General features: G+C 69.0%; 18 protein-coding genes and 2 pseudogenes. 12 read left to right on the top strand and 8 right to left on the bottom strand.

What is annotated here, in order from left to right:
- Entirely contained in the window at positions 1-627 is a 627-nt protein-coding gene (locus ACWD4O_RS40735) for a hypothetical protein (protein ID WP_451288092.1), read from the top strand.
- A 580-nt stretch (positions 628-1,207) separates the two neighbouring features.
- On the opposite strand, the gene ACWD4O_RS40740 is transcribed toward ACWD4O_RS40735, so the two are convergent.
- Complete coding sequence (locus tag ACWD4O_RS40740) at positions 1,208-1,336, bottom strand: hypothetical protein (RefSeq protein WP_451288123.1); 129 nt, start codon at positions 1,334-1,336, stop codon at positions 1,208-1,210.
- Between the two features lie 490 nt (positions 1,337-1,826).
- On the opposite strand from ACWD4O_RS40740, the gene ACWD4O_RS40745 reads away from it, so the two are divergent.
- The gene (locus tag ACWD4O_RS40745) at positions 1,827-2,138 is read left to right on the top strand and encodes a hypothetical protein (protein ID WP_451288119.1); all 312 of its coding nucleotides are present in this window, start codon (positions 1,827-1,829) and stop codon (positions 2,136-2,138) included.
- A 389-nt stretch (positions 2,139-2,527) separates the two neighbouring features.
- Here the strand turns inward: ACWD4O_RS40745 and ACWD4O_RS40750 are convergent, their stop codons facing one another.
- Positions 2,528-2,866, bottom strand: a complete 339-nt coding sequence (locus ACWD4O_RS40750; RefSeq protein ID WP_451288093.1) for a thioredoxin family protein — start codon at positions 2,864-2,866, stop codon at positions 2,528-2,530.
- 452 nt (positions 2,867-3,318) lie between these two features.
- Positions 3,319-4,458: a PucR family transcriptional regulator gene (locus tag ACWD4O_RS40755; RefSeq protein ID WP_451288094.1), complete on the bottom strand. Its 1,140-nt coding sequence runs from the start codon at positions 4,456-4,458 to the stop codon at positions 3,319-3,321.
- 132 nt (positions 4,459-4,590) lie between these two features.
- Between ACWD4O_RS40755 and ACWD4O_RS40760 the strand changes: the two genes are divergently transcribed.
- From ACWD4O_RS40760 to ACWD4O_RS40770, 3 genes are all read left to right on the top strand, one after another.
- A complete protein-coding gene (locus ACWD4O_RS40760; protein WP_451288120.1) occupies positions 4,591-5,601 on the top strand; it encodes a ferredoxin reductase in 1,011 nt (336 codons plus the stop codon).
- Positions 5,602-5,608: 7 nt separating this feature from the next.
- Positions 5,609-6,727, top strand: coding sequence for a fatty acid desaturase family protein (locus ACWD4O_RS40765; RefSeq protein ID WP_451288095.1), 1,119 nt, complete (start codon positions 5,609-5,611; stop codon positions 6,725-6,727).
- A 248-nt stretch (positions 6,728-6,975) separates the two neighbouring features.
- A complete protein-coding gene (locus ACWD4O_RS40770) occupies positions 6,976-8,097 on the top strand; it encodes an ATP-dependent DNA ligase (protein WP_451288121.1) in 1,122 nt (373 codons plus the stop codon).
- Positions 8,098-8,361: 264 nt separating this feature from the next.
- Here ACWD4O_RS40770 and ACWD4O_RS40775 read toward each other — a convergent pair whose 3' ends face one another.
- Positions 8,362-9,075, bottom strand: coding sequence for a FadR/GntR family transcriptional regulator (locus tag ACWD4O_RS40775; protein ID WP_451288096.1), 714 nt, complete (start codon positions 9,073-9,075; stop codon positions 8,362-8,364).
- A 151-nt stretch (positions 9,076-9,226) separates the two neighbouring features.
- Here ACWD4O_RS40775 and ACWD4O_RS40780 point away from each other — a divergent pair, with 151 nt between their 5' ends.
- From ACWD4O_RS40780 to ACWD4O_RS40800, 5 genes are all read left to right on the top strand, one after another.
- Positions 9,227-10,075 carry a fumarylacetoacetate hydrolase family protein gene (locus tag ACWD4O_RS40780; protein WP_451288097.1) on the top strand — a complete coding sequence of 283 codons (849 nt, stop codon included), beginning with the start codon at positions 9,227-9,229 and terminating at the stop codon, positions 10,073-10,075.
- A 43-nt stretch (positions 10,076-10,118) separates the two neighbouring features.
- The gene (locus ACWD4O_RS40785) at positions 10,119-11,045 is read left to right on the top strand and encodes a VOC family protein (protein ID WP_451288098.1); all 927 of its coding nucleotides are present in this window, start codon (positions 10,119-10,121) and stop codon (positions 11,043-11,045) included.
- A 4-nt stretch (positions 11,046-11,049) separates the two neighbouring features.
- Complete coding sequence (gene mhpA / locus ACWD4O_RS40790; RefSeq protein WP_451288099.1) at positions 11,050-12,708, top strand: bifunctional 3-(3-hydroxy-phenyl)propionate/3-hydroxycinnamic acid hydroxylase MhpA; 1,659 nt, start codon at positions 11,050-11,052, stop codon at positions 12,706-12,708.
- A gap of 193 nt (positions 12,709-12,901) precedes the next feature.
- Positions 12,902-13,276 carry an antibiotic biosynthesis monooxygenase family protein gene (locus tag ACWD4O_RS40795; RefSeq protein ID WP_451288100.1) on the top strand — a complete coding sequence of 125 codons (375 nt, stop codon included), beginning with the start codon at positions 12,902-12,904 and terminating at the stop codon, positions 13,274-13,276.
- Positions 13,273-13,668 (top strand): antibiotic biosynthesis monooxygenase family protein, encoded by a 396-nt coding sequence (locus ACWD4O_RS40800; protein WP_451288101.1) that lies wholly within the window; start codon positions 13,273-13,275, stop codon positions 13,666-13,668. The genes ACWD4O_RS40795 and ACWD4O_RS40800 overlap by 4 nt, the downstream gene beginning before the upstream one ends.
- 177 nt (positions 13,669-13,845) lie before the next feature.
- On the opposite strand, the gene ACWD4O_RS40805 is transcribed toward ACWD4O_RS40800, so the two are convergent.
- The gene (locus ACWD4O_RS40805; protein WP_451288102.1) at positions 13,846-14,628 is read right to left on the bottom strand and encodes an SDR family NAD(P)-dependent oxidoreductase; all 783 of its coding nucleotides are present in this window, start codon (positions 14,626-14,628) and stop codon (positions 13,846-13,848) included.
- A 72-nt stretch (positions 14,629-14,700) separates the two neighbouring features.
- Between ACWD4O_RS40805 and ACWD4O_RS40810 the strand changes: the two genes are divergently transcribed.
- Entirely contained in the window at positions 14,701-15,156 is a 456-nt protein-coding gene (locus ACWD4O_RS40810) for a MarR family winged helix-turn-helix transcriptional regulator (RefSeq protein ID WP_451288103.1), read from the top strand.
- A 182-nt stretch (positions 15,157-15,338) separates the two neighbouring features.
- On the opposite strand, the pseudogene ACWD4O_RS40815 reads toward ACWD4O_RS40810, so the two are convergent.
- The 3 genes and pseudogenes from ACWD4O_RS40815 to ACWD4O_RS40825 all read right to left on the bottom strand — a co-directional run.
- Positions 15,339-16,475, bottom strand: a pseudogene (locus tag ACWD4O_RS40815) (IS701 family transposase); the annotation flags it as partial.
- 111 nt (positions 16,476-16,586) lie between these two features.
- Positions 16,587-18,035, bottom strand: coding sequence for a group II intron reverse transcriptase/maturase (ltrA, locus tag ACWD4O_RS40820; RefSeq protein ID WP_451288104.1), 1,449 nt, complete (start codon positions 18,033-18,035; stop codon positions 16,587-16,589).
- Positions 18,036-18,590: 555 nt separating this feature from the next.
- Positions 18,591-18,749 (bottom strand): annotated as a pseudogene (locus tag ACWD4O_RS40825) (IS701 family transposase); the annotation flags it as partial.
- Between the two features lie 210 nt (positions 18,750-18,959).
- On the opposite strand from ACWD4O_RS40825, the gene ACWD4O_RS40830 reads away from it, so the two are divergent.
- The gene (locus ACWD4O_RS40830) at positions 18,960-19,292 is read left to right on the top strand and encodes a type II toxin-antitoxin system PemK/MazF family toxin (RefSeq protein WP_079076564.1); all 333 of its coding nucleotides are present in this window, start codon (positions 18,960-18,962) and stop codon (positions 19,290-19,292) included.
- The last annotated feature ends 80 nt before the right edge of the window (positions 19,293-19,372 follow it).

Consider the following 19,372-nt stretch of genomic DNA (forward strand, 5'->3'; position numbering starts at 1 on the left):
GTGAGTCCGATGACGCCGCGCGAGGGGTACGCCGCGATGGCTGCCCGCGCACAGGCCCTCTACGACCAGGGACGGAGCGCCCGCGAGGCGCTCACCGAGTGCTACGGGGTGGAGCTTCCCGACGAGATCTTCGCCATCGCCGACTCGGGGATCGAGCCCAGGCTGCCCGACTACTACCCGGCCAACCAGCCGTGGCTGCTCATCAGCGGGCCCGGCCGGGACCCGGTCCCGCCGGCCCCTGACACGCCGGAGCCGTACGAGAAGGCCATCGCCGACCTGGACCCCGACCTGCTCCCCCTCGTCGGCCTTGGCGACGAGGAGGCGAAGCACGGCGACTCCATGCTGTGCTACCGCCTGTCCGACCTCGCCAAGGGCGCCGCCACGGTCTACGGCATCGAGGGCGCGGTCTGGACGGTGCTGGAGGCGCTGCCCGCCGAGGTTCCGCGTTACGGCGACTCGCTGATGGACGTCCTGGCCGAGTACTACGCCGACTTCTACGCCCAGGTGGAGGAGCGCTACTACGGGCCCGGGAACGCGGTGGCAGACGAGATGCTCGACGAGGCCCGGTCCATCGTGGAGGCCATCGATCGCCTCAAGCGCGACCTCGAACTCGGCGGACAACCCTGAGGCGCCGCCCTCAGCCCGGCTCGACCAGATCGAACTCGGTGACCGACGGCGGGTTCTTCGTCTGAGACCAGCTTCTTCGCCACATCGAGGGCAGGAGCATCGGGCAGCCGGCCTCTCGAATTGACGGAGATGGTCGTCCTGCCGACCCGCACCTCGATAACAGCCGCGTTCGGATAATTCATCGCGTAGTACGAGTCCCCGAAAGGCTCGGGTGGCGAGACGAACTCACCCTTCCAGCAATGGCGAGCAAAAGCAGCCTCCGTCACTCAGCCGTTCTCGGAGCTTGTATCGCTGGTATACATCGTGAGCATCGCGCCGACCCCTTCGGCGCCCTGTCCCCAGGACTGCCCAAGGACAGGGCGGACTCTGGGCGGCCCGCAGACCACTGGTCGGGAGCTGCCGATGCCGGGCGAGTTATCCCAAGTAACCACACGAACTCCGCCGTACCGCGTCAGAGCCGACACGAGCACCACAACTGCAATCAGAGCCACAAGTCCGGCCACTGTGTTAGGACTTATTGATCGTCACCGGACCCAGAGTGATCCCAGGGCCCTGGCGTGTGCCTCGGACGTCTGGTCGATCACGTGATGCCGGAGAGGGCGAGGACACGGTGGCGTTCGGTGTGGGCTCGGCGTCCGGCGGCGGTGTCGACGTATCCGGCGAGCTTGAGCGCGCCGCGGATCAGGTCGCGGACGGCAGCGACCGGCAACTCACCATGGAACAAGACGGGATGAGCCGGATAAAGCGGCGGTTGGCTCTGTTTGCGATGAACATGCACAGAGCCAATCTGCCCGACAACGACAGCCGCGCCACTGCGGCGGCCACCGGATTCGGTCACTACGGCGCACGCGAGGCTGGAAACTGTCGGCTTTCCCGGGAAAAGATCGAACTGGCCTGTCCGTTCGGCACAGTCCGCGATAGTGGTCCCCGAATATCGTTGTCCAGATAGATGGAGTGGGCTGGCCGTGACACGGATAAACAGTGGGATCGGGCGCATTCTGACAGTCGGTGTGGCGGCTGTGGCGTTGGCGTTGTCCATGAGTTCCCCGGCTTCGGCCAGTGCCCAGGCGGCAGCGAACAGGGTCTGCGCCAAGGTGTACGTGCAGGGCTCCGGCTGGACGGCTGAACAGTGTGCCAACGCCGGGCAGTCCGTGTCGGTCGGCGCGGCCGGAGGGGGGCGCGCGATCGAGGCCGTTCAGATGGCGGTCGCCGGGAGCAGTCTCTGTGCCAGGGGCTATCGGCAGGGCAGCGGGTGGGGGGCGGAGAAGTGCGCCGCGTCCGGCACCCGCATCACGCTCGGCTCCGCAGGTACGGGGCTGCGCCTGGAATCGGTGATTTTCAGTGTGCAGACAGGGACGATTTGCGGCAACTCCTATGTGCAGAGCGTGGGCTGGAACCCGGTCTGGTACTGCGGGGTCGACGGCGAGACCAACGCGATCGGCACCACCGGGCAGAACAAGCGTATGGAGGCCGTGTCCTTCATGATCTGTCGGTCGATCGAGAGCTGCTGACCAACGACGTCAAGCAGGCGAACCCGGCCGCGCTGAGCCCGGCCGGATCGAGGCGTCCCAGCACGGCGCGCAGGGTCTTCTCGCTCGGCACCCGATAGCGGCCCGCGCCGAACTCAAGCGCCAGTTCACCTCGGAATCAGCGGACAAGCTGCTCAACGAGCTCTATTCCGGGACCAACTAGTCCACCCCCTTTCCGGATCATGCCGTGTCGTCCTCGTCCAGCTCCGGCCCGTCCGGGTCGCGCAGCGGGCGCAGGGCGCCGACGGCCCGGGTCGAGGCGGTTGGGCGACGGCGGCGTCGATGTAGTTCGTCGTCCAAGGTGTCTCAGGCGGCGCAGCTCCCACGGACGAGACGTGACGGGCGTCGCGGCCACGTGCCGCAGCGGCCGCTCAGAGGTGGCCGTCCAGGAACTTCCGTACCTCGGCGATGGTCATGGGCCCCGTGCCGTGCGCCACCGCCTCTCCCTCCTTCAGCAGGACGTAGGACGGGGCTCCGGTGATCCCGTATCGCTCGGTTGCGGCCGGACAACGCGTGATGTCGGCGCGGACGGCCGTCAGGCGGCCCGTGTAGTCGTCGGCGATGCCACCCACGACGAGGTCCATCACCCGGCAGGGCTCGACTGCCTTGGGCCATGTCCCGGTGAAGTATGCGAGGACCGGAACTGCGCTCATCCCGAGGATGAAATCGAACTCCGCGTCCTCACGGGGTCGGTGAACCCGCTTCGCCATGCAAGCTCCTGACCTCGCGCTCCGTCGTTCCTTCCCCATCATCCCCCGCGCGGTGTGCCAGGCCGGACCGGTCGGTCGTCCGGTCTTCCGGTCGTCCGGTTGACCTGTCGGAAGGGAGGCACGGGGCCGCCGGAGAACCACGGTGGTCCCCGGCGCGAGCGGCCCGGCTCCCCCGCCCCTGGTGATCCGGCATAGCTGCCCAGATCGCCGACCAGATGCTCGACGAGCGCGTCGACGAGCGGGTCGGTGCGCATCGTCCACCGGATCCAGTCGAGCCGTATCCGCCACCGTGCTTCTCAGGGACAGCGCCCCCGGCGAGCTTCCCGAGGCCTTGGCCGGTCTTCACGTCAATCCCCGGTCTCAGCCGGCTGACGGCACCGGGAACGAGGCACGGTTCCTGGACCGCTCGCGGACGCAGTCGCGGTCGTGGTCGTGGACGGTCGGCGTACGCGTCAGCCGGCCCGGAGACCGACCGCCAGCGTCAGTTCAAGGACCCGCTGCGGCGATGCGAGATCCGGAAACAGCTCCCGCAGCTGCGACATCCGATACCGGACCGTCTGGGGATGGACGAACAACGCCGCCGCCACCTCGTCCCGTCTGCCCTGGTGCAGCAGCCACGCCCGCAACGTCTCCTCCAGCCGCCGTGCGGTCGCGACGGGCAAGGTCCGCAACGGTGCGAGAGCCCGGGCACGCAGGTCCGCGAACGCGTCCGCGTCGGCGCTCAGCACCAGCTCGGGCAAGTGGTCCTCGGTGTCGCGGATATCGGAGGAGAGGGAGCGCGCGCGTACGGCTCGTGCGTACGAGGCGGACGCACGAGTCCATGGCCGGGCCGGGCCGGCCACGGCGGTGCGGTCGGTCAGCTGCCGCAGCAGATGTGCTCGGTCGGCATCGGGGACGAGCAGCACACCGGTGGCGTCCGGCAGATCGTCGAGGACGAGGGTGCTCGGGTCGAGCGCGCGGTAGACAGGCCGGGCCTGGGCGGCGGGCAGCAGGACCGCGGTCAGTGAGACCGGAGGCTGCCACCCGGCCCGTTGCGCAGAGGCCAGCAGCACGTCCGGTCTCGCGCCGGCGAGGAGGTCGCGGGCCAGGTGTTCCAGGTGGCGCTCGTGGGCCCTGCCATGGGCGGCCAGTTCGTCGGCGTGGCCCGCGGCGCTCGCGGCGGAGAGCTCGTCGATGTAGGCGAAGGTCAGTTCGGCGAACTTGGCGACCTCGGCGGCGGGCAGACCTGCGGGTACGGCGCCTGCTGCCAGGCCGCGCCAGGCCACGCGGGCGCCGACGCGGTAGGCGCTGAGCAGGGCGTCCATCGAACGGCCGTCGCGCGCCTCGCCGCGGCCCAGCTCGTAGGCCGCGTCTCCGGCGTCGCCGCCTGTGGCGTTCCCGCTCGCGAGGTCCAGGTAGTGCCCCAGGGCGGTGCGGACGGCTCGGCGGATGGTGCCGCCCATGCGGCCCGAAAGGGCGTTGGCGTAGGGAGGGACCTCGTCGATGATCGCCTGGACGACTTCGTCGGCGGTGCTCCTCAGCGCGGCCCGAAGTGCGGTGACCGTCGTCTCGTCCAGAGCCAGTTCGCTGGCCCTCCGTATTGCATGGCTCACGTTTTTGTTCCCTGCGAACAATTCAGCCGAACAGATTTACGTCCTGCGGTCAGGACTTTACGCCCTGAGGCGCAGCAAGCTGGAGTCATGACGAGTACAGCCCTCCGCAGCAAGGCGTGGAAACTGCTGGAGATGGTCACGACGCCGCTGCTGCCGTCGGACTACCTCGACCTGGTCAGCCCGCTGCGTGCGGGCGCCGACCTGCGTGGGCGCATCGAGGCCGTGCACCCCGAAACGGGTGACGCCGCGACCATCGTGATCAGGCCGGGACGAGGCTGGCGCGGCCACACGGCTGGTCAGTACGTGCGGATCGGGGTCGACGTCGACGGGGTGCGCCTGTGGCGTGCCTACTCCCTCACCTCGCCGACGAACCGCCGGGACGGCCGCGTCACGATCACCGTGAAGGCGATCCCGGACGGCAAAGTCAGCGACCACCTGGTCCGCAGGGCGAAACCGGGCACGCTGATCCAGCTCGACCAGCCGACCGGTGACTTCGTGCTGCCGCGGGCCAAGCCCGCCAAGGTGCTCTACCTGACGGCCGGCAGCGGCATCACGCCCGTGATGGGCATGCTGCGCGACACCGAGTTCGACGACGTCGTCATGGTCCACTGCGCGCCACGGCCGCAGGACGTGATCTTCCGCAATGAACTGCACGACCTGGTCGCGGACAAGAAGCTGCGGCTCACCGAGGTGCACACCGACACGGACGGCAAGCTCGACATCGCCCGTCTCGACGAACTGGTGCCCGACTGGGCCGAGCGCGAGACCTGGGCCTGCGGGCCCGCGGGCCTGCTCGACGCCGCCGAAGAGCACTGGAGTGAGCACGGCGTACAAGAGCGCCTGCACACCGAACGCTTCCGCCCCGGCATCGTCGTCACCGGCGACGGCGGCGAGGTCACGTTCAGCGCCACCGGCAAGACCGTCACCGCGGACGGCGCCACGCCGTTGCTGGACGTCGGCGAGGAGGCCGGCGTGCTCATGCCGTCCGGGTGCCGCATGGGCATCTGCTTCGGCTGCGTCACGCCGCTCAAGGCGGGCGCCGTCCGTGACCTGCGCACCGGCGAGATCACCGAGGCCGAGCCGGGCGTCCTCATCCAGACCTGCGTGTCCGCCGCGGCGGGCCCCTGCGACATCGAACGGTAGGAGCACCTTGACCGCCATCGACCCCACCGCCCACCTGAGCGCGGAGCAGATCGAGGAGCTCGGCCGCGAGCTGGACGCGATCCGCGACGAGGTGATCGCCAGCCGTGGTGAGAAGGACGCCGCCTACATCCGTAAGGTCATCTCGGCGCAGCGCAAGCTCGAGCTGGTCAGCCGGGGCGTGCTGCTGTTCTCGTTCTTCCCGCCCGCGTGGCTGATCGGCACCGCCGGTCTGTCCGTGGCGAAGATCATGGACAACATGGAGATCGGCCACAACATCCTGCACGGCCAGTGGGACTGGATGCGGGACCCGAAGATCCACTCCACCACCTGGGAGTGGGATCACGTCTCGCCGTCCGAGCAGTGGAAGCACTCGCACAACGAGCTGCACCACACGTACACCAACGTGATCGGCAAGGACAACGACCTCGGCTACGGCATCATGCGCGTCGACGAGGACCAGAGGTGGCATCCGTTCCACCTCGGCCAGCCGCTGTGGAACTTCCTCAACGCCTGCTTCTTCGAGTACGGCATCGCCGCGTACGACCTTGAGCTCGGCAAGAACCTGCACAAGCGCCGCCGCAACAACCCGGAGTTCCGCGCGCGGGTCAAGGCCGTGGGCCGCAAGATCCGCAAGCAGGTGCTCAAGGACTACGTGATCCACCCGCTGCTGTCGGGCCCGTCGTTCCTCACCACGCTCGCCGCCACGTTCACCGCGAACCTGGTCCGCAACATCTGGACCCACTCGGTGATCATGTGCGGGCACTTCCCCGAGGGCGTGCAGGTCTTCGAGCGCCGGTCGATCAAGGGCGAGACGCGCGGCCAGTGGTACCTGCGCCAGATGCTGGGCTCGGCCAACATCAGCGGCAGCAGGGCCATGCACTTCATGACCGGCAACCTCTCCCACCAGATCGAGCACCACCTGTTCCCGGACCTGCCGAGCAACCGGTACGCCGAGGTCGCGGTCAAGGTGCGCGCGCTGTTCGAGAAGTACGAGCTGGAGTACGTCACCGGGCCGCTGCCCAAGCAGGTGTTCTCCGCGTGGCACAAGGTCTTCCGGCTCTCGCTCCCGAACAAGAAGCCCAAGGTCAAGACGCCCGACCGCGAGCAGGAGCTCGTCGCGGCCTGATTCCGGTATTGGTTCAGATCTTTCGGCCGTACCGGCCGTACCGGCGGCACCGGCGGCACCGCCGGGCTCGGTGAGACCCGTCGCGGACGGTGGGCGGCCGCGACATCAGACCGTACGACACAGGATCCGGGCAGCCCGGCGTCGACCTGCCGCGGCCGGGCCGGCACCGGGGGCGTACGCGCACTCGGTCTGCCGACGGGCGGGCTGGGCGAAAGGCACGGGCTGTGACGTGGACACTGCCGGACCCGATGCTCGCCGCCCCTGTGTCCGACCCTGCGCCGCCCCCGGGATGGGCGGGTGAGCCGAAGGTCGATGGCCACCGGACCGTGCCGTGGCGGACCGAGGACGGCGTCCGGCTTCAGTCGCGCACCGGCCGCGACGTCACCGCGCTCTGGATGGACCTGGCCGTAGCCGCCATGCGCCTGCCGCCCGGCATGGTCCTGGACGGCGAGGCCGTGGTGTACGTCGCCGACGCTGACGGCCGTGCGCGGATCAGCTTCACCACAGTGCAGTCCCACGCGCTGTCCCGCCCCCGCCGCGAGAGGGAGCTCAGCGACCAACACCCGGCGACGTACGTGGCGTTCGACGTGCGCGTGCTCGCCGACGTCGGCCCGCCGATCGAGCCGGTGTGGTCGACCACCGACCGCAGCGAGGCCCTGCTCTGGTACACGGCGATCGAGGGGACGGGCGGTGAGGATCTCGTCGAGTACGTCGCCCACGTCGCCTTGGGTGCTGTAAGAGGCGGTGACGTACAGGGTGCGGGACACCTTGTACTCGTTGTCGGCGGTGAAGGTCCCTCCGCCGCCTCCGGTGCACGCGTCCTCCACGGCGAGCGGACGGAGGGTGAGGGAGGGGACGGCGTCGTGTGCGCGGGCAATGCCACGAAGCCGTTGTTCGGTCGTCTCACGGGCCTGCTGAGCCTGGCGTCTTCCGGCGAGTCGGCGCACCGTCCTCGGACGAGTCCTGCTGATGTAGTCGTAGACATTGCCGAGAACGAGGACACCGGCGGTGGCGGAGATACGGGTCACACGCCCCAGGGCGTGTTTCGTCCTCGTCCTCCAGCTCACCGCTTGGCCTGCCGCTGGGCGCACTCGCAGATCCCCGGACGCACTCATGCGATGGGACCGCCCCCAGCGCCCACTGCCAGGACGGCTGGAGGAAACCGGAGAACGCTCGTCAGCCGCCGGATCGGCTACGGGCGCTCGGGCCGGGACGAAGCTCCTCGCCCTTGCGACTGCGGAGACGGCGTGCTCGACCGCCGGCTGGTCTGCGGCACTCCAAGACCAGGGTTCCAGGCGGGGGCGCCAGGACGCCCTTCGACAACGGCGGCCGGGTGCAAGGCCGGTGGGATCCGTCGCCGGGCAGGGTGATCTCACCGTCGAAACCGAAGCCCCGTAGCACGGCGGCCGAGGCGCAGCCGGCCTGCGACGCCCCGACGACGATGCGGCGCCGTGCGGTCGTGTCGGCGCCGAAGCCATGGACCTGTTCAGGGCTGCTACGGGGAAGGCGCGCACCGCGGGTCGGCGAGCGGTTCGCGTGTCGGCGGGATCTCGGCGACATCGATGACCGGTTCGGCGTCCTCCTGGGATGCAGCGGCTCCGGGGCGACTTGCCCGCTGCATCCCGTGCGCGCGGTCAGCTTTCGCCGGCGAAGCTCGTGTTGTGCTCGTGGATGAGCCGCAGCGCCGTCTCACGGTCGCGTGCGTCGAGGGCGTCGACGAGGTCGCGGTGGAGTTCGTGGCGCTGTGCGATGTACTCGGCGAGCGGCTGGTCGCTGCCGGGCAGTACGGCCAGGGTGTGGGTCTCGATGAGGTCGAGCAGGTTCTTGTAGAGCGACCTCAGCAGCGGGTTCGGGCTGATCGCGGCGATACGGGCGTGCAGCTTCCAGTTGGCGTGCACGAAGGCGACGGGGTCGGCCGCCGTGACCGCCTCCGCCATGGCCTCGATCTGCTGCCGGAGGTCCGCGATGTCGGCCGGCGAGGCGTGCCACAGCGCGTCCTCGATCAGCAGCGGGTCGAGCGCGTCACGGATGCGCACGGCGGCCGCGACATCCGTCTCCTGGGCGTCCAGCGCGAGGACGGAGTTGCCGAGGCGCACCATGGGGGACTGCTCGGCCACGAAGATCCCGCCGCCCGGACCGGGTCTCACGGTGACCAGGCCACGGGACTGGAGCAGACGGAGCGACTCGTTGAAGGTCCCGACCGAGACCGCGCACTGGGTACGCAGCAACTCCTTCGTGCCGAGCCTGGCACCCGGTGGTGCGGCCTCGGCGAGCGCGGCGATGCGCTGCGCCGCCTGCTCGGCCCGGCTGGACGCACTCGTGCGTGCGGCATCGTGTGCGGTACTCAAGGCTCTCCTTCGACGGCTCACTGAATTCATTATGAAGGTTACCCCGATCCCCCCTTGACGTCTCCGGAACCGCGGGCGCAACATCAACGTAATCATCATGCTGAATTGGATTCCGGCAGGGTGACCCCATGACCCCGACGAGGAGCGCACCATGCGGATCGCCAATCTCTCCGGCCGACTGGTCCTGATCACCGACGACCAGGCCCGCGCCGTCGACGTCGAGAAGGCCAGCGGCGGACGCTTCGGCGCCGACCCGCAAGCCGTCTACGAACGCTGGGCGGAGTTCCGGTCCTGGGCCGGCTCGGCCGAGCTCCCGCAGGGGCAGCGCTTCGAGGCCGCCCGCCTCGGATCGCCCGCGCCGGCACCGCGCCAGCTGCTCGCCATCGGGCTCAACTACCGCGCGCACGCCTCGGAGTCGGGCTTCGAGGCCCCCGAGGGCCTGCCCCCCGTCTTCACCAAGTTCGCCACCAGCATCAGCGGCCCGGTCACCGAGGTCGCGCTGCCGCCCGAGGGGCACACCGACTGGGAGGTGGAGCTGGTCGCCGTCATCGGCGCTCGCGCCGAACGCGTCTCCGAGGCGGATGCCTGGTCGCACATCGCCGGACTCGCGGCCGGCCAGGACATATCTGAGCGAATCACCCAGCTGGCGGGCCCCGTCCCGCAGTTCGGCCTCGGCAAGTCCTTTCCCGGGTTCACGCCCATCGGTCCGTGGCTGGTCACCCCGGACGAGTTCGACAACCCGGACGACCTCGAGCTCTCCTGCTCCATCAACGGCGAGGAGGTCCAGAAAGGCCGTACCGGAGACCTGATCTTCTCCGTCCCTGCGCTCGTCTCGAAGCTCTCCGCCGTTCTGCCGCTGCTCCCCGGCGACGTCCTCTTCACCGGTACCCCGGCCGGCGTGGGCCTGGGCCGCGATCCGCAGCGCTGGCTGGCCCCCGGCGACGTACTGGTCTCGTCCGTCGAAGGCATCGGCGAACTGCGCCAGAGCTTCAAGGGCTGACGCACCCGCCCGGGTCACGGAACCGGACAAAGGAGTCCCCTTCATGCCGCTGCACTGCCTGACCTCCCTCACCATGGGGGTCCCCAACGTCGGCGAGACCGCCGCCTACTACGCCGACTTCGGCCTCTCGCCCGAGAGCGATGGCTGGTTCGCCACCCGCGACGGCGGCCGCCAGCTGCGCATCGTGCACGCTCCGACCCGCCGCCTGATCGAGGTGCGCATCGGCGTCGACGACCCTGACGACCTGGCCGGCGCGGCCTTCCGCCTCGACCGCATCGGCGTGCCGAGCGAGGCGAGAGGCCCGTCGCTGACCGCGTACGACAAGGCCACCGGCGTACGCGCCGTTGTGGAGATCGCTCCGCGCCTGATCCAGCAGACCGTCCCGGCCACGCCCTACAACGGGCCCGGCCGCATCGAGCGCACAGGCTCCCGCGCCCCCGGCGTCCTGCGCACCGCTCCCGTGCGGCCGCGCAAGCTCGGCCACGCAGTCGTCGGCACCACCGACTTCGAGGCGACCACCGCGTTCTTCCGCGACGGTCTCGGCTTCAGGGCCAGCGACTACATCAAGGACGCCGGCGCGTTCCTGCGCTGCTCCACCGACCACCACAACATCCTCGTCCTGAACGCGCCGGTCGCCTTCCTGCACCACACGTCCTGGCAGGTCGATGATGTCGACGACGTGGGACGCGGCGCGAGCGCGATGCTGGCGGACCACCCCGAGCGCCACATCTGGGGCCTGGGCCGCCATCATGCGGGGTCGAACTTCTTCTGGTACCTCAAGGACCCGGCCGGCAACTTCTCGGAGTACTACTCCGACATGGACTGCGTCGTCGACGACCAACTGTGGGCACCCGAGGTCCTCGAAGGCGCCAAGGGGCTGTTCAACTGGGGCCCGCCGCCGCCCCCGTCCTTCCTCCACCCCGAGGACCTCGCTGCTCTCATGACCGGCACCCACAGCGCGGAGAAGTGACCCGATGACCCGACACACCCCACGTGAAGAGCGCATCCACGACGTCGCCCTCGTCGGCTTCGGGCCCGTCGGCCAGCTCCTGTCCCTGCTGCTCGCCCGCGCCGGCCACGACGTCCTCGCGCTCGAACGCTGGCCCCAGCCGTACGACCGGCCGCGCGCCGTGCACTTCGACGACGAGATCGGCCGCGTCTTCCAGGCCGCAGGCGTCGGTGAGCAGGTACGGGCGGTCACCGAACCGGTACCGGACCACTACGAGTGGCGCAACCGCGACGGCGACGCCCTCGTCCGCATCGACTGGTCGGGTACCGGCCCCTCTGGGTGGCCGGTCGCCAACTTCTTCTCCCAACCCGAGCTGGAGGCCGTCCTCACCACGGCCGCCGCCGGACATGAGGGCATCGCCCTCCGCCGGGGCCAGGAGGTCACCGACCTCCAGGAGCACGACGATCACATCGAGTTGACCACCGGCACGAAGGAGACCTTCCGCGCGCGCTATGTCGTCGGGACCGACGGTGCCAACAGTTTCGTGCGCTCCCGCATGAAGACCGCCATCACCGACCTGGGTTTCTTCTACGACTGGCTCATCATCGACGTCCTCCCGCAGGAGAACGACGCCGTCTGGGCGCCGATGAACTGGCAGCTGTGCGACCCGAAGAGACCCACGACCATCGTCTCAGGCGGCCCCGGACGGCGCCGCTGGGAGTTCATGCGGCTGCCCGACGAGAGCGTCGAAGACCTCAACACCCTTGACGCCGCATGGGATCTGCTGAAGCCATGGGGCCGGACTCCCGGCAACACCACCATCGAGCGGCACGCCGTCTACACCTTCCAGGCCCGTTGGAGCGACACCTGGCGTGAGGGCCGGCTGCTGCTCGCCGGGGACGCCGCTCACCAGATGCCTCCGTTCGCCGGGCAGGGCATGTGCTCCGGTCTGCGCGACGCGATGAATCTCGCCTGGAAGCTCGACCTGGTGCTGGCCGGCACCGCGTCCCCCACCCTCCTGGACACCTACACCAGCGAGCGCCGCGACCATGTCCAGCACGCCATCGCCATGTCGATGGCACTCGGCCGGGTCATCTGCGTCCCCGACGAGCAGGAGGCCGCCGAGCGCGACGCCCGCATGATCGCCGGCGATGCGGACCCCGCTCGCGTACTGCCGAACACGCCCCCGCCCGTCCTGGGGGACGGCGTACTGCAACGCGCCGGCGACGGCGCCACCCGCGCCGGGAACGTCGGGCATCTCACCCCGCAACACCGGGTCACCCACAAGGGCAGGACCGCGCCGCTGGACGACATCACCGGCGGCGGCTTCCTCATCCTGACCGACGGCGATGCGGCCTGCTCCGAACTCGACTCCTCCGACCTGGAGTTCCTCGACCGAATCGACGCGAAGATCGTCTCGCTCTCCCCCGGCGTCCGCGACGCGGCAGACCCCGCAGGTGCGCATCACGTCGACACCGACAACGCCTACCTGCCGCACATGCGGGACCACGGCCACGTCGCGGCGATCATCCGTCCCGACTTCTACCTGTTCGGCGCAGCCGGTTCACCCGCCGAACTGCACCGACTCGTAGGCCAGTTGAGAAAACGGCTGCGGATCCTTCCGACCGGCCGAACGAGCCTGCCGGGCGCATCGCGCGCGCCCCTCGCCACGGCGTCCGACTGACCCGGCCGGTCCGCCCCTCTGGATCACGCACAAGGAAGTCGCCGCACCGGTGGCGTTCCTGCACCACACCTGGCGCCAAGGCCATGCTGGACGACCACCCCGACCGGCACGTGTGGGGACTTGGCCGGCACCACCTTGCCGGGCTCATGACCGGCTCGCACAGCGACCAGTCAGACTCTCCAAAGGAGTTCACATGATCGATCTCAGGGATCTAGACCCCTCGGCCCCGTTCCTGACACAGCTCCAAGGGCCGGACGACGGCCAGCCCATCACCTTCGTCAACGTCTTCCTCGCCCCCGAAGGAGAGGTCGACAAGGTCATCGACGTCTGGCGTGAGGACGCACTGCTCATGAAGGCGCAGCCCGGCTTCATCTCCGGCCAGCTGTATCGCGGCATCGGCGACAGCCGCATCCTCACGAACGTGGCCGTCTGGGAGAACCTGACCTCCCTCAAGGACGCGTTCATGCGCGAAGCGTTCCAGAACACGCTGACGCTCTACCCGGACGGCTCCCTCTCGCACCCCCTGATCATGCACAAAGCGGCGGTGGCGGGGGTGTGTGTCGCATGACGACCCCTGCCGAACGCCAGGAGAGCATCACTTTCACGGAACTCGATCCCGGCCAGGAATTCGCCGCCCAAGTAGGCCTCGACAGCGGCCCCTGCACTCTCCTCGACATGCTGATCGTCCCGCCGGGAGCAGTGGACGAGGTCATCGGCCACTGGCGGCAGCACGCGGACTACATGAAGACCCAGCCCGGCTTGATCAGCGTCCAGATGCACCGGGCAGTCGGGGACGGGGGCACTCTCATCAACCTCGCCGTGTGGGAGTCCCCGGCCGCGCTCCTCGCGGCCGTTTCCGCCCCTGAGTTCGCGGCCATCGCGACGGACTACCCGCCCGGCACCGTCTGCACACGACAGCTGCTCCGCAAGGAAGCGGTCGACGGCGTCTGCGTGGCATGAGCCCCGAACAGCACGCCCCGGCCGTGACAAGTCACAGGGGGTCCAGGGAGGTGACCGTAGCGAAGAGCAGACGGCCCTCCCGGCCGGCGCTCGTCGGAGCCGACGGCCACGGTCCGCCAGGCGCAGACGGGGCATCCTGGCGTCTGCGCCTGGCGGGGCTTGTCCCGCTCAGCGAGCCTATGACTGGCGGTAACGGCCGGCAGGGATCGGGGCGTTGCCTCCCATGAGGGCCGTTTCGGCGGACAGGAGGGCGTCGAGGGCGGCTTCCTGGTCCTCCAGGCCGGGTACACAGACCGTCTCGCCCAGTTCCAGGCCCGCCAGGCTGGCCTGGGCCACGCCTTCCGGGGTCATGGCGAAGGGCAGGTCACGTGCGTAACCGCCGTTGAACTCCGTTGCCACCACGCCCGGGCAGACCACCTGGGCGCGGACGCCGGTGTCAGCGAGTTCGAGGGCGAGCGTGCGGGTGAAGGCCACCGTGGCGGCCTTCGCGGCTGTGTACAGGGTGCGCGGCGGCATGCGGGGGTCGGCGATTCCGGCGGTGAAGGCGAGCAGTGAGGCGACGGTGATGATGCCGCCCTGGCCGGCGTCCAGCATGCCGGGAAGGGCAGCACGGGTCAGCTGGATGGACGCACCGGCGTTGAGGGTGATCAGGGAGCCGATCTCGGCCGGGTCGACCTCGGCGAGCGGGGCGTAGCCTCCGACTCCCGCATTGCTGATCAGCAGCCGGACGTCACCGAGGAACAGGCGCGCGGTGACCGCGTCGAGGCCTTCGCGCGTGCCGAGGTCCGCGGGCAGGACCTCCACCGCGGCACCGGCCCTGCGTAGTTCGTCCGCCACCTCGGCAAGGCGGTCGGCCCGCCGGGCGACCAGCACGAAGTCGTGGTCGTCGGCGAGCCGGCGGGCGTAGGCGACACCGATGCCGGACGAGGCACCGGTAATGAGAGCGAGTTCGCGTGACATGACTCCACAATCACTCAATCATTTGCCTCATGTCAAATGATTGATACATGCTCGATGTCGTATTCTCGCGGCGTGACACACGACGACAAGGGACCCATCGCCGCCGACGCGCTGGACCGGGTGAGCTGGGCACTGCGTCGGGCGGAGTGGGCGGTGCAGGGCCGCAAGGAGCAGCGGCTGCGGTCGCTGGGCATGGTGGCGTCGCACTACGCCCTCCTGATCAGCGTCCACACCGAGCCCGGCCTGACCGGCGCGGAGCTGGCCCGACGACTGAACGTCACCCCGCAGGCGGTGGCCTCCCTGGTGGCCCGCCTGGAGGACCGGGGCCAGCTGGAACGCCGGCCGCACCCGCGCCATCGCCATGTACAGGAACTCCATCTGACGGACGTCGGCCGCGAGGCCCTGCGACTGGCCGATGCCGTGGTCGACGAAGTCGAGAAGAAGATCACCGAGGAGCTGGGCCCCGAGAACGCTGCGCAACTGCGAGCGCTGCTCGGCCAGGTGGCCGACGCGGTCCGGGAGGCCTGACCGGTACGCGCGGGCCCCTGCCCGGCCGGCCGAACTCAAGGAGTGGCCGAGGCCCTCGGAGCCTCCGGCCGGACCGCAGCCCGGCGGCGCCGACAGCTGCACAGCACCGTCAACCCACACGTGGCCACTCGGCGTAGCGCAGCGGACGGCCGAGCTAGTACTCCAGCTGTAGATCGTGATCTTCATGTCTGATTCGCGGCTTGTCGGCGGTAATGGCTGGCCTGGGCTCGGGCCTGGTGGCGGCGGCGCCAGGCGGACCAGCGGAGCCGGTGGGCTGCATCGTGCACGGGGCGGACGATCAGCGTCGTGAACAGTCGCTGGATCTCGTTGCAGGTGAGCGGGATCAGTTCGTCCGGGGCGGGATGGCGGGCGTGTTCGTCGGCGCGGACGACGGCGAGGAAGGCGTGAGCGAGCATGGCGAGGGTGACCCAGCGGGACCAGGAGGTATAGCGGCGAACCTGGTGCTCGTCGAGTGCGGCCAGGCCCTTTCCGGATTGGAAGAACTCCTCCACCCGCCATCTTGATCCAGCGACTCTGACCAGCACGGCCAACGGCACGGACGCGGGCGAGTAGCAGCGGTAGTAGGCGAGTTCACCGGTGCTGCGGTTACGGCGGATCAGCAGCTGACGACTCCCGGGGCGGGGGTCGGCGAGGTCGATGACTGCCCAGTTGTAGAAGCGGTGCCCCTTGGCCCCGGCCCCTGCCGATAGCTTCTGCCAGGCCCGCTTGGGCACCGTCTTGGACAAGATGTCCGCACGGAACTTCCCCGCACCGGTGGTGACTTCGTGCGAGCAGGCCACCGCGAGGACGTAGCCGGTGCCGCGTTCCTCCAGTGCAGTTCGCAGCTTCGGGTTGCCGCCGTAGACCTCGTCCCCCGCCACCCAGGCAGCCTGATGGCCGGCGTCCAGGAACCGGGCGACCATACGAGTGGCCAGCTCCGGCTTGGTCGCGAAGACGGTGTCCTCGTCCAGGCCCGCAGCCCGGCAGCGGTCGGGGTCCAAGGTCCAGGAGCGCGGAACGTAGAGTTCCCGGTCCACGGCGGCGTGGCCGCGCTGACCTGCGTAGACCAGATAGACAGCGACTTGGGAGTTCTCAATCCTGCCGGCGGTGCCGGTGTACTGGCGCTGCACCCCGACCGTGCTGGTGCCCTTCTTCACGTCCCCGGTCTCGTCGACCACCAGTACCGCCCGGTCGTCGTGCAGATGCTCCACCACGTACTCCCGTACGTCATCGCGTACCGCATCGGCATCCCACTTGGCCCGGCCCAACAGGTGCTGCATACCGTCCGGAGTGGTCTCGCCGGCCCACTCCGCGATTGTGTGAGGTCGGACCGGGGTGCCCTGCCGACGTTGCCGTCGGTGGGTTTCCCCGGCCCGCCTCCCGAACCGGACGTGCCCGATCTCCAGGCATCCGGCTCTCCACAAGTCCTCTCAGACGGCCGCTGTCATCGTGGTCCCGCTGGGCCAGGGCGAGGGGATCTTGTTCCCGCGATAGAGGTAGCGGTTTGTGCGCACCTTCGCGCACCTGAACAAGACGACCTCGTCGTGTGCGGGCCACCATTGGCCCGCACAGTAACGACGGCGCAGGTTCTTCCAGTTGGACCGGCGGTGTTTGCGCTGCAGCCATCCGAAGACCTGGCGCCAGGTGAAGGCCGACAGGTACTGGAAGGTCGCGGACGACACCCCGTGCCGGAAGTACGCCGTCCAGCCGCGCAGCACCGGGTTGAGCTGGTGCAGCACGACTGCCAGCGGCAGGTTCGTGTCCTGTCGGCACAGCGTCTTGACCTTCTCCTTGACGGCCTGGAGGGCCTTCTTGGAGGGGTAGAGATAGACGTAGTGCTTCTGGGTCCCGCGTTTGCGGTGACGCTGGAGGCGCCACCCGAGGAAGTCCAGCCCCTCGTCGATATGGGTGATGGCTGTCTTCTCCACCGACAGACGCAGTCCCATCGGGGCGAGTGCTTCCGCCGCCTGGGTGCGTATGTCTTCAGCCTGCTCACGGGTCCCGGTCACGGCGATCAGAAAATCGTCTGCGTACCGGAAGAGCCGGTAGTTGGCGAGGTTCTGGCGACGTCGCCGGGCCCGCTGGCCCTGCGTGAAGTTCGGCCCGCCCGGACTGGCCGCGATGAACTCATCGAGGACCGACAGGGCGATGTTGGCCAGCAGAGGCGAGAGGATCCCGCCCTGCGGAGTGCCGGTATCGGTGTCCTTGGACTGGCCGCCCTCGCTGAGGATGCCCGCCTTCAAGAACGCCTTCACCAGGTCAAGAACGCGTCGGTCCCCGACTCGGCGGCGCACCCGGCTCATCAGAGCCGTGTGGTCGATCGAGTCGAAACACGCCTCGATATCCCCCTCCACCATCCACTCATAGGAGCTCTTGGCGAAGTGGTGTGCCTCGGCGAGCGCGTCATGAGCCCGGCGTTTGGGGCGGAACCCGTAGGAACACGGGAGGAAATCCGCCTCAAAGATCGGCTCCAACACCAGCTTCAGGGACGCCTGGACCACCCGGTCCCGCACGGTGGGGATCCCCAGCCGACGGCGCTTGGCCGTCCCCGGCTTGGGAATCATCCGTTCCCGCACGGGAAGCGGGCGGAAAATGCGGTCTTTCAGGTCGGACCGCACCTCGTCGAGGAATGCCTCGACGCCTTGCCCGTCCTCTACGGAGCGAGCGGTCTGCCCGTCCACTCCGGCCGAGCGGGCGCCCCTGTTTCTCCTCACCCGATCCCACGCGACCAGTAGGAACGCGGGATCGGCAACGAGATTGAACAGGTCATCGAACCGGCGATCACGATCGTCGGTCGCCCAACAGTGCAGCTTGGTCTGCATCTCCAGTACCCGGCGCTCGGCCTTGAGCAGCGCGAACTCCAGCGCGTCGGTATTCACCAGCGGCCTCCCGGCATTGCAGCATCCTCCCTGCAGACTTGCTGGCCCCCTTCGCCATGCACGGAGCTTTCCTCCGCTCGGACTACTACGGGGCCTCCGCCCCACCTGCGGCCCTCAGCCGGCAACGGGCCTGCCCTCGATCTCTGGACCGGGTGCCCAGAAAGCGGGGACGACCGCAGGCGGTTCCCACGTTCACCATGTGCCGATCGGCCAGGTCGGCGTCCCGCTACTACCCCGGCAGCATCACCACGCCTACGCCGCAGACCTTCAGCGTGGCCTCCCCACCGGCAGTTGGAGACCGGCTTCGGAGTTGACCGCCCCTGTCGAAGCGAGCGGTCACGCACTGCACCCCGGGCCCATATCCGCCAGATTTGAGCCCGGTGCAAGACTTACGGGGCTTTACACGGGTTCCTCTTCGTACGCCTTCTGGCCTTGCTTGCCGAACCCGACACGTCTGGCAGTACCGTGCCGTCCCGGCGTTGTCAGGGCGGCTTTCCATCCTCACCGGCGTTCCCCGGCTCGGACTGCCCTCAGCTTCTACCCGGCCGCTGCGACGGCCCGGCGGTAGAGGTCTTGCACCTCCACTCGGTCACATAGCGCCTCGTGGCGCACCCAGCAGTTCTTGCGTGGCAGGTCGGCCAATAGACCGAGCACCAACCGCGCCGCCCTGCGCCGGGGTTCGACCCGGGCGAAGCGCCCCGCAATCCGGCCCATCAGGCCCTCGAACGCGTCCCGCCAACGGGCGGGTTCTATGCTGTGACCTGCGGCCACCGTCTCTTCGTCAGTCCACACAACTCACGATGATCAACGGTGGCCGCAGCCGTCTTATCGTCGGCCCTGACCAGCCAACATTACGATCTGTGCCTGGAGTGGGCGGCGGTCGAAGGGGCGACGCAGGCGCACCGTCCCGTATCAGGAGGACATATGCGACGTGGCGAAGTCTGGTGGGCAGATTTCAACGAGCAGCGGGCAGTCGTACTGCTGTCGGGAGAAGAGGCGTCCGGTTTCTTGGCGATGCAGGTCGTCGCTCCCGCGGGTACCGATCTCAGCGGCGTGGCCGTTGAGGTGGCAGTAGGTGCCCCCGAAGGACTGCCTCTCGAAGGCGTCCTGAGAGTCGCACTTCCACGTCCCGACCTCATCCCTTGCACTTGGCTGGTCACCCTGGCCAGGGAAGACCTGATCGGGCAGGCGGGCGTCCTGCCGTCCGCGAAGCTCAGCGAGATCGAGGATGCCCTTCGTCTCGGTGGACTCAAGTAGGCAGAGAGGGATGGACGCCGCCGATGGCGCGGCCGGTCTCGTCGAGATGGTCAATGGTGGCCGCGCCATATCAGCGGCGC

Source organism: Streptomyces sp. NPDC002623 (assembly GCF_053592635.1).

Excerpts from the sequence above, each read along its gene's own strand:
- ACWD4O_RS40760 (WP_451288120.1), top strand. The coding sequence starts at position 4,591 with ATGGTCACGACGCCGCTGCTGCCGTCGGACTACCTCGACCTGGTCAGC.
- ACWD4O_RS40770 (WP_451288121.1), top strand. The coding sequence starts at position 6,976 with ATGCTCGCCGCCCCTGTGTCCGACCCTGCGCCGCCCCCGGGATGGGCG.
- ACWD4O_RS40785 (WP_451288098.1), top strand. The coding sequence starts at position 10,119 with ATGCCGCTGCACTGCCTGACCTCCCTCACCATGGGGGTCCCCAACGTC.
- ACWD4O_RS40745 (WP_451288119.1), top strand. The coding sequence starts at position 1,827 with ATGGCGGTCGCCGGGAGCAGTCTCTGTGCCAGGGGCTATCGGCAGGGC.
- ACWD4O_RS40830 (WP_079076564.1), top strand. The coding sequence starts at position 18,960 with ATGCGACGTGGCGAAGTCTGGTGGGCAGATTTCAACGAGCAGCGGGCA.
- mhpA (WP_451288099.1), top strand. The coding sequence starts at position 11,050 with ATGACCCGACACACCCCACGTGAAGAGCGCATCCACGACGTCGCCCTC.
- ACWD4O_RS40750 (WP_451288093.1), bottom strand. The coding sequence starts at position 2,866 with ATGGCGAAGCGGGTTCACCGACCCCGTGAGGACGCGGAGTTCGATTTC.
- ACWD4O_RS40800 (WP_451288101.1), top strand. The coding sequence starts at position 13,273 with ATGACGACCCCTGCCGAACGCCAGGAGAGCATCACTTTCACGGAACTC.
- ACWD4O_RS40795 (WP_451288100.1), top strand. The coding sequence starts at position 12,902 with ATGATCGATCTCAGGGATCTAGACCCCTCGGCCCCGTTCCTGACACAG.
- ACWD4O_RS40805 (WP_451288102.1), bottom strand. The coding sequence starts at position 14,628 with ATGTCACGCGAACTCGCTCTCATTACCGGTGCCTCGTCCGGCATCGGT.
- ACWD4O_RS40780 (WP_451288097.1), top strand. The coding sequence starts at position 9,227 with ATGCGGATCGCCAATCTCTCCGGCCGACTGGTCCTGATCACCGACGAC.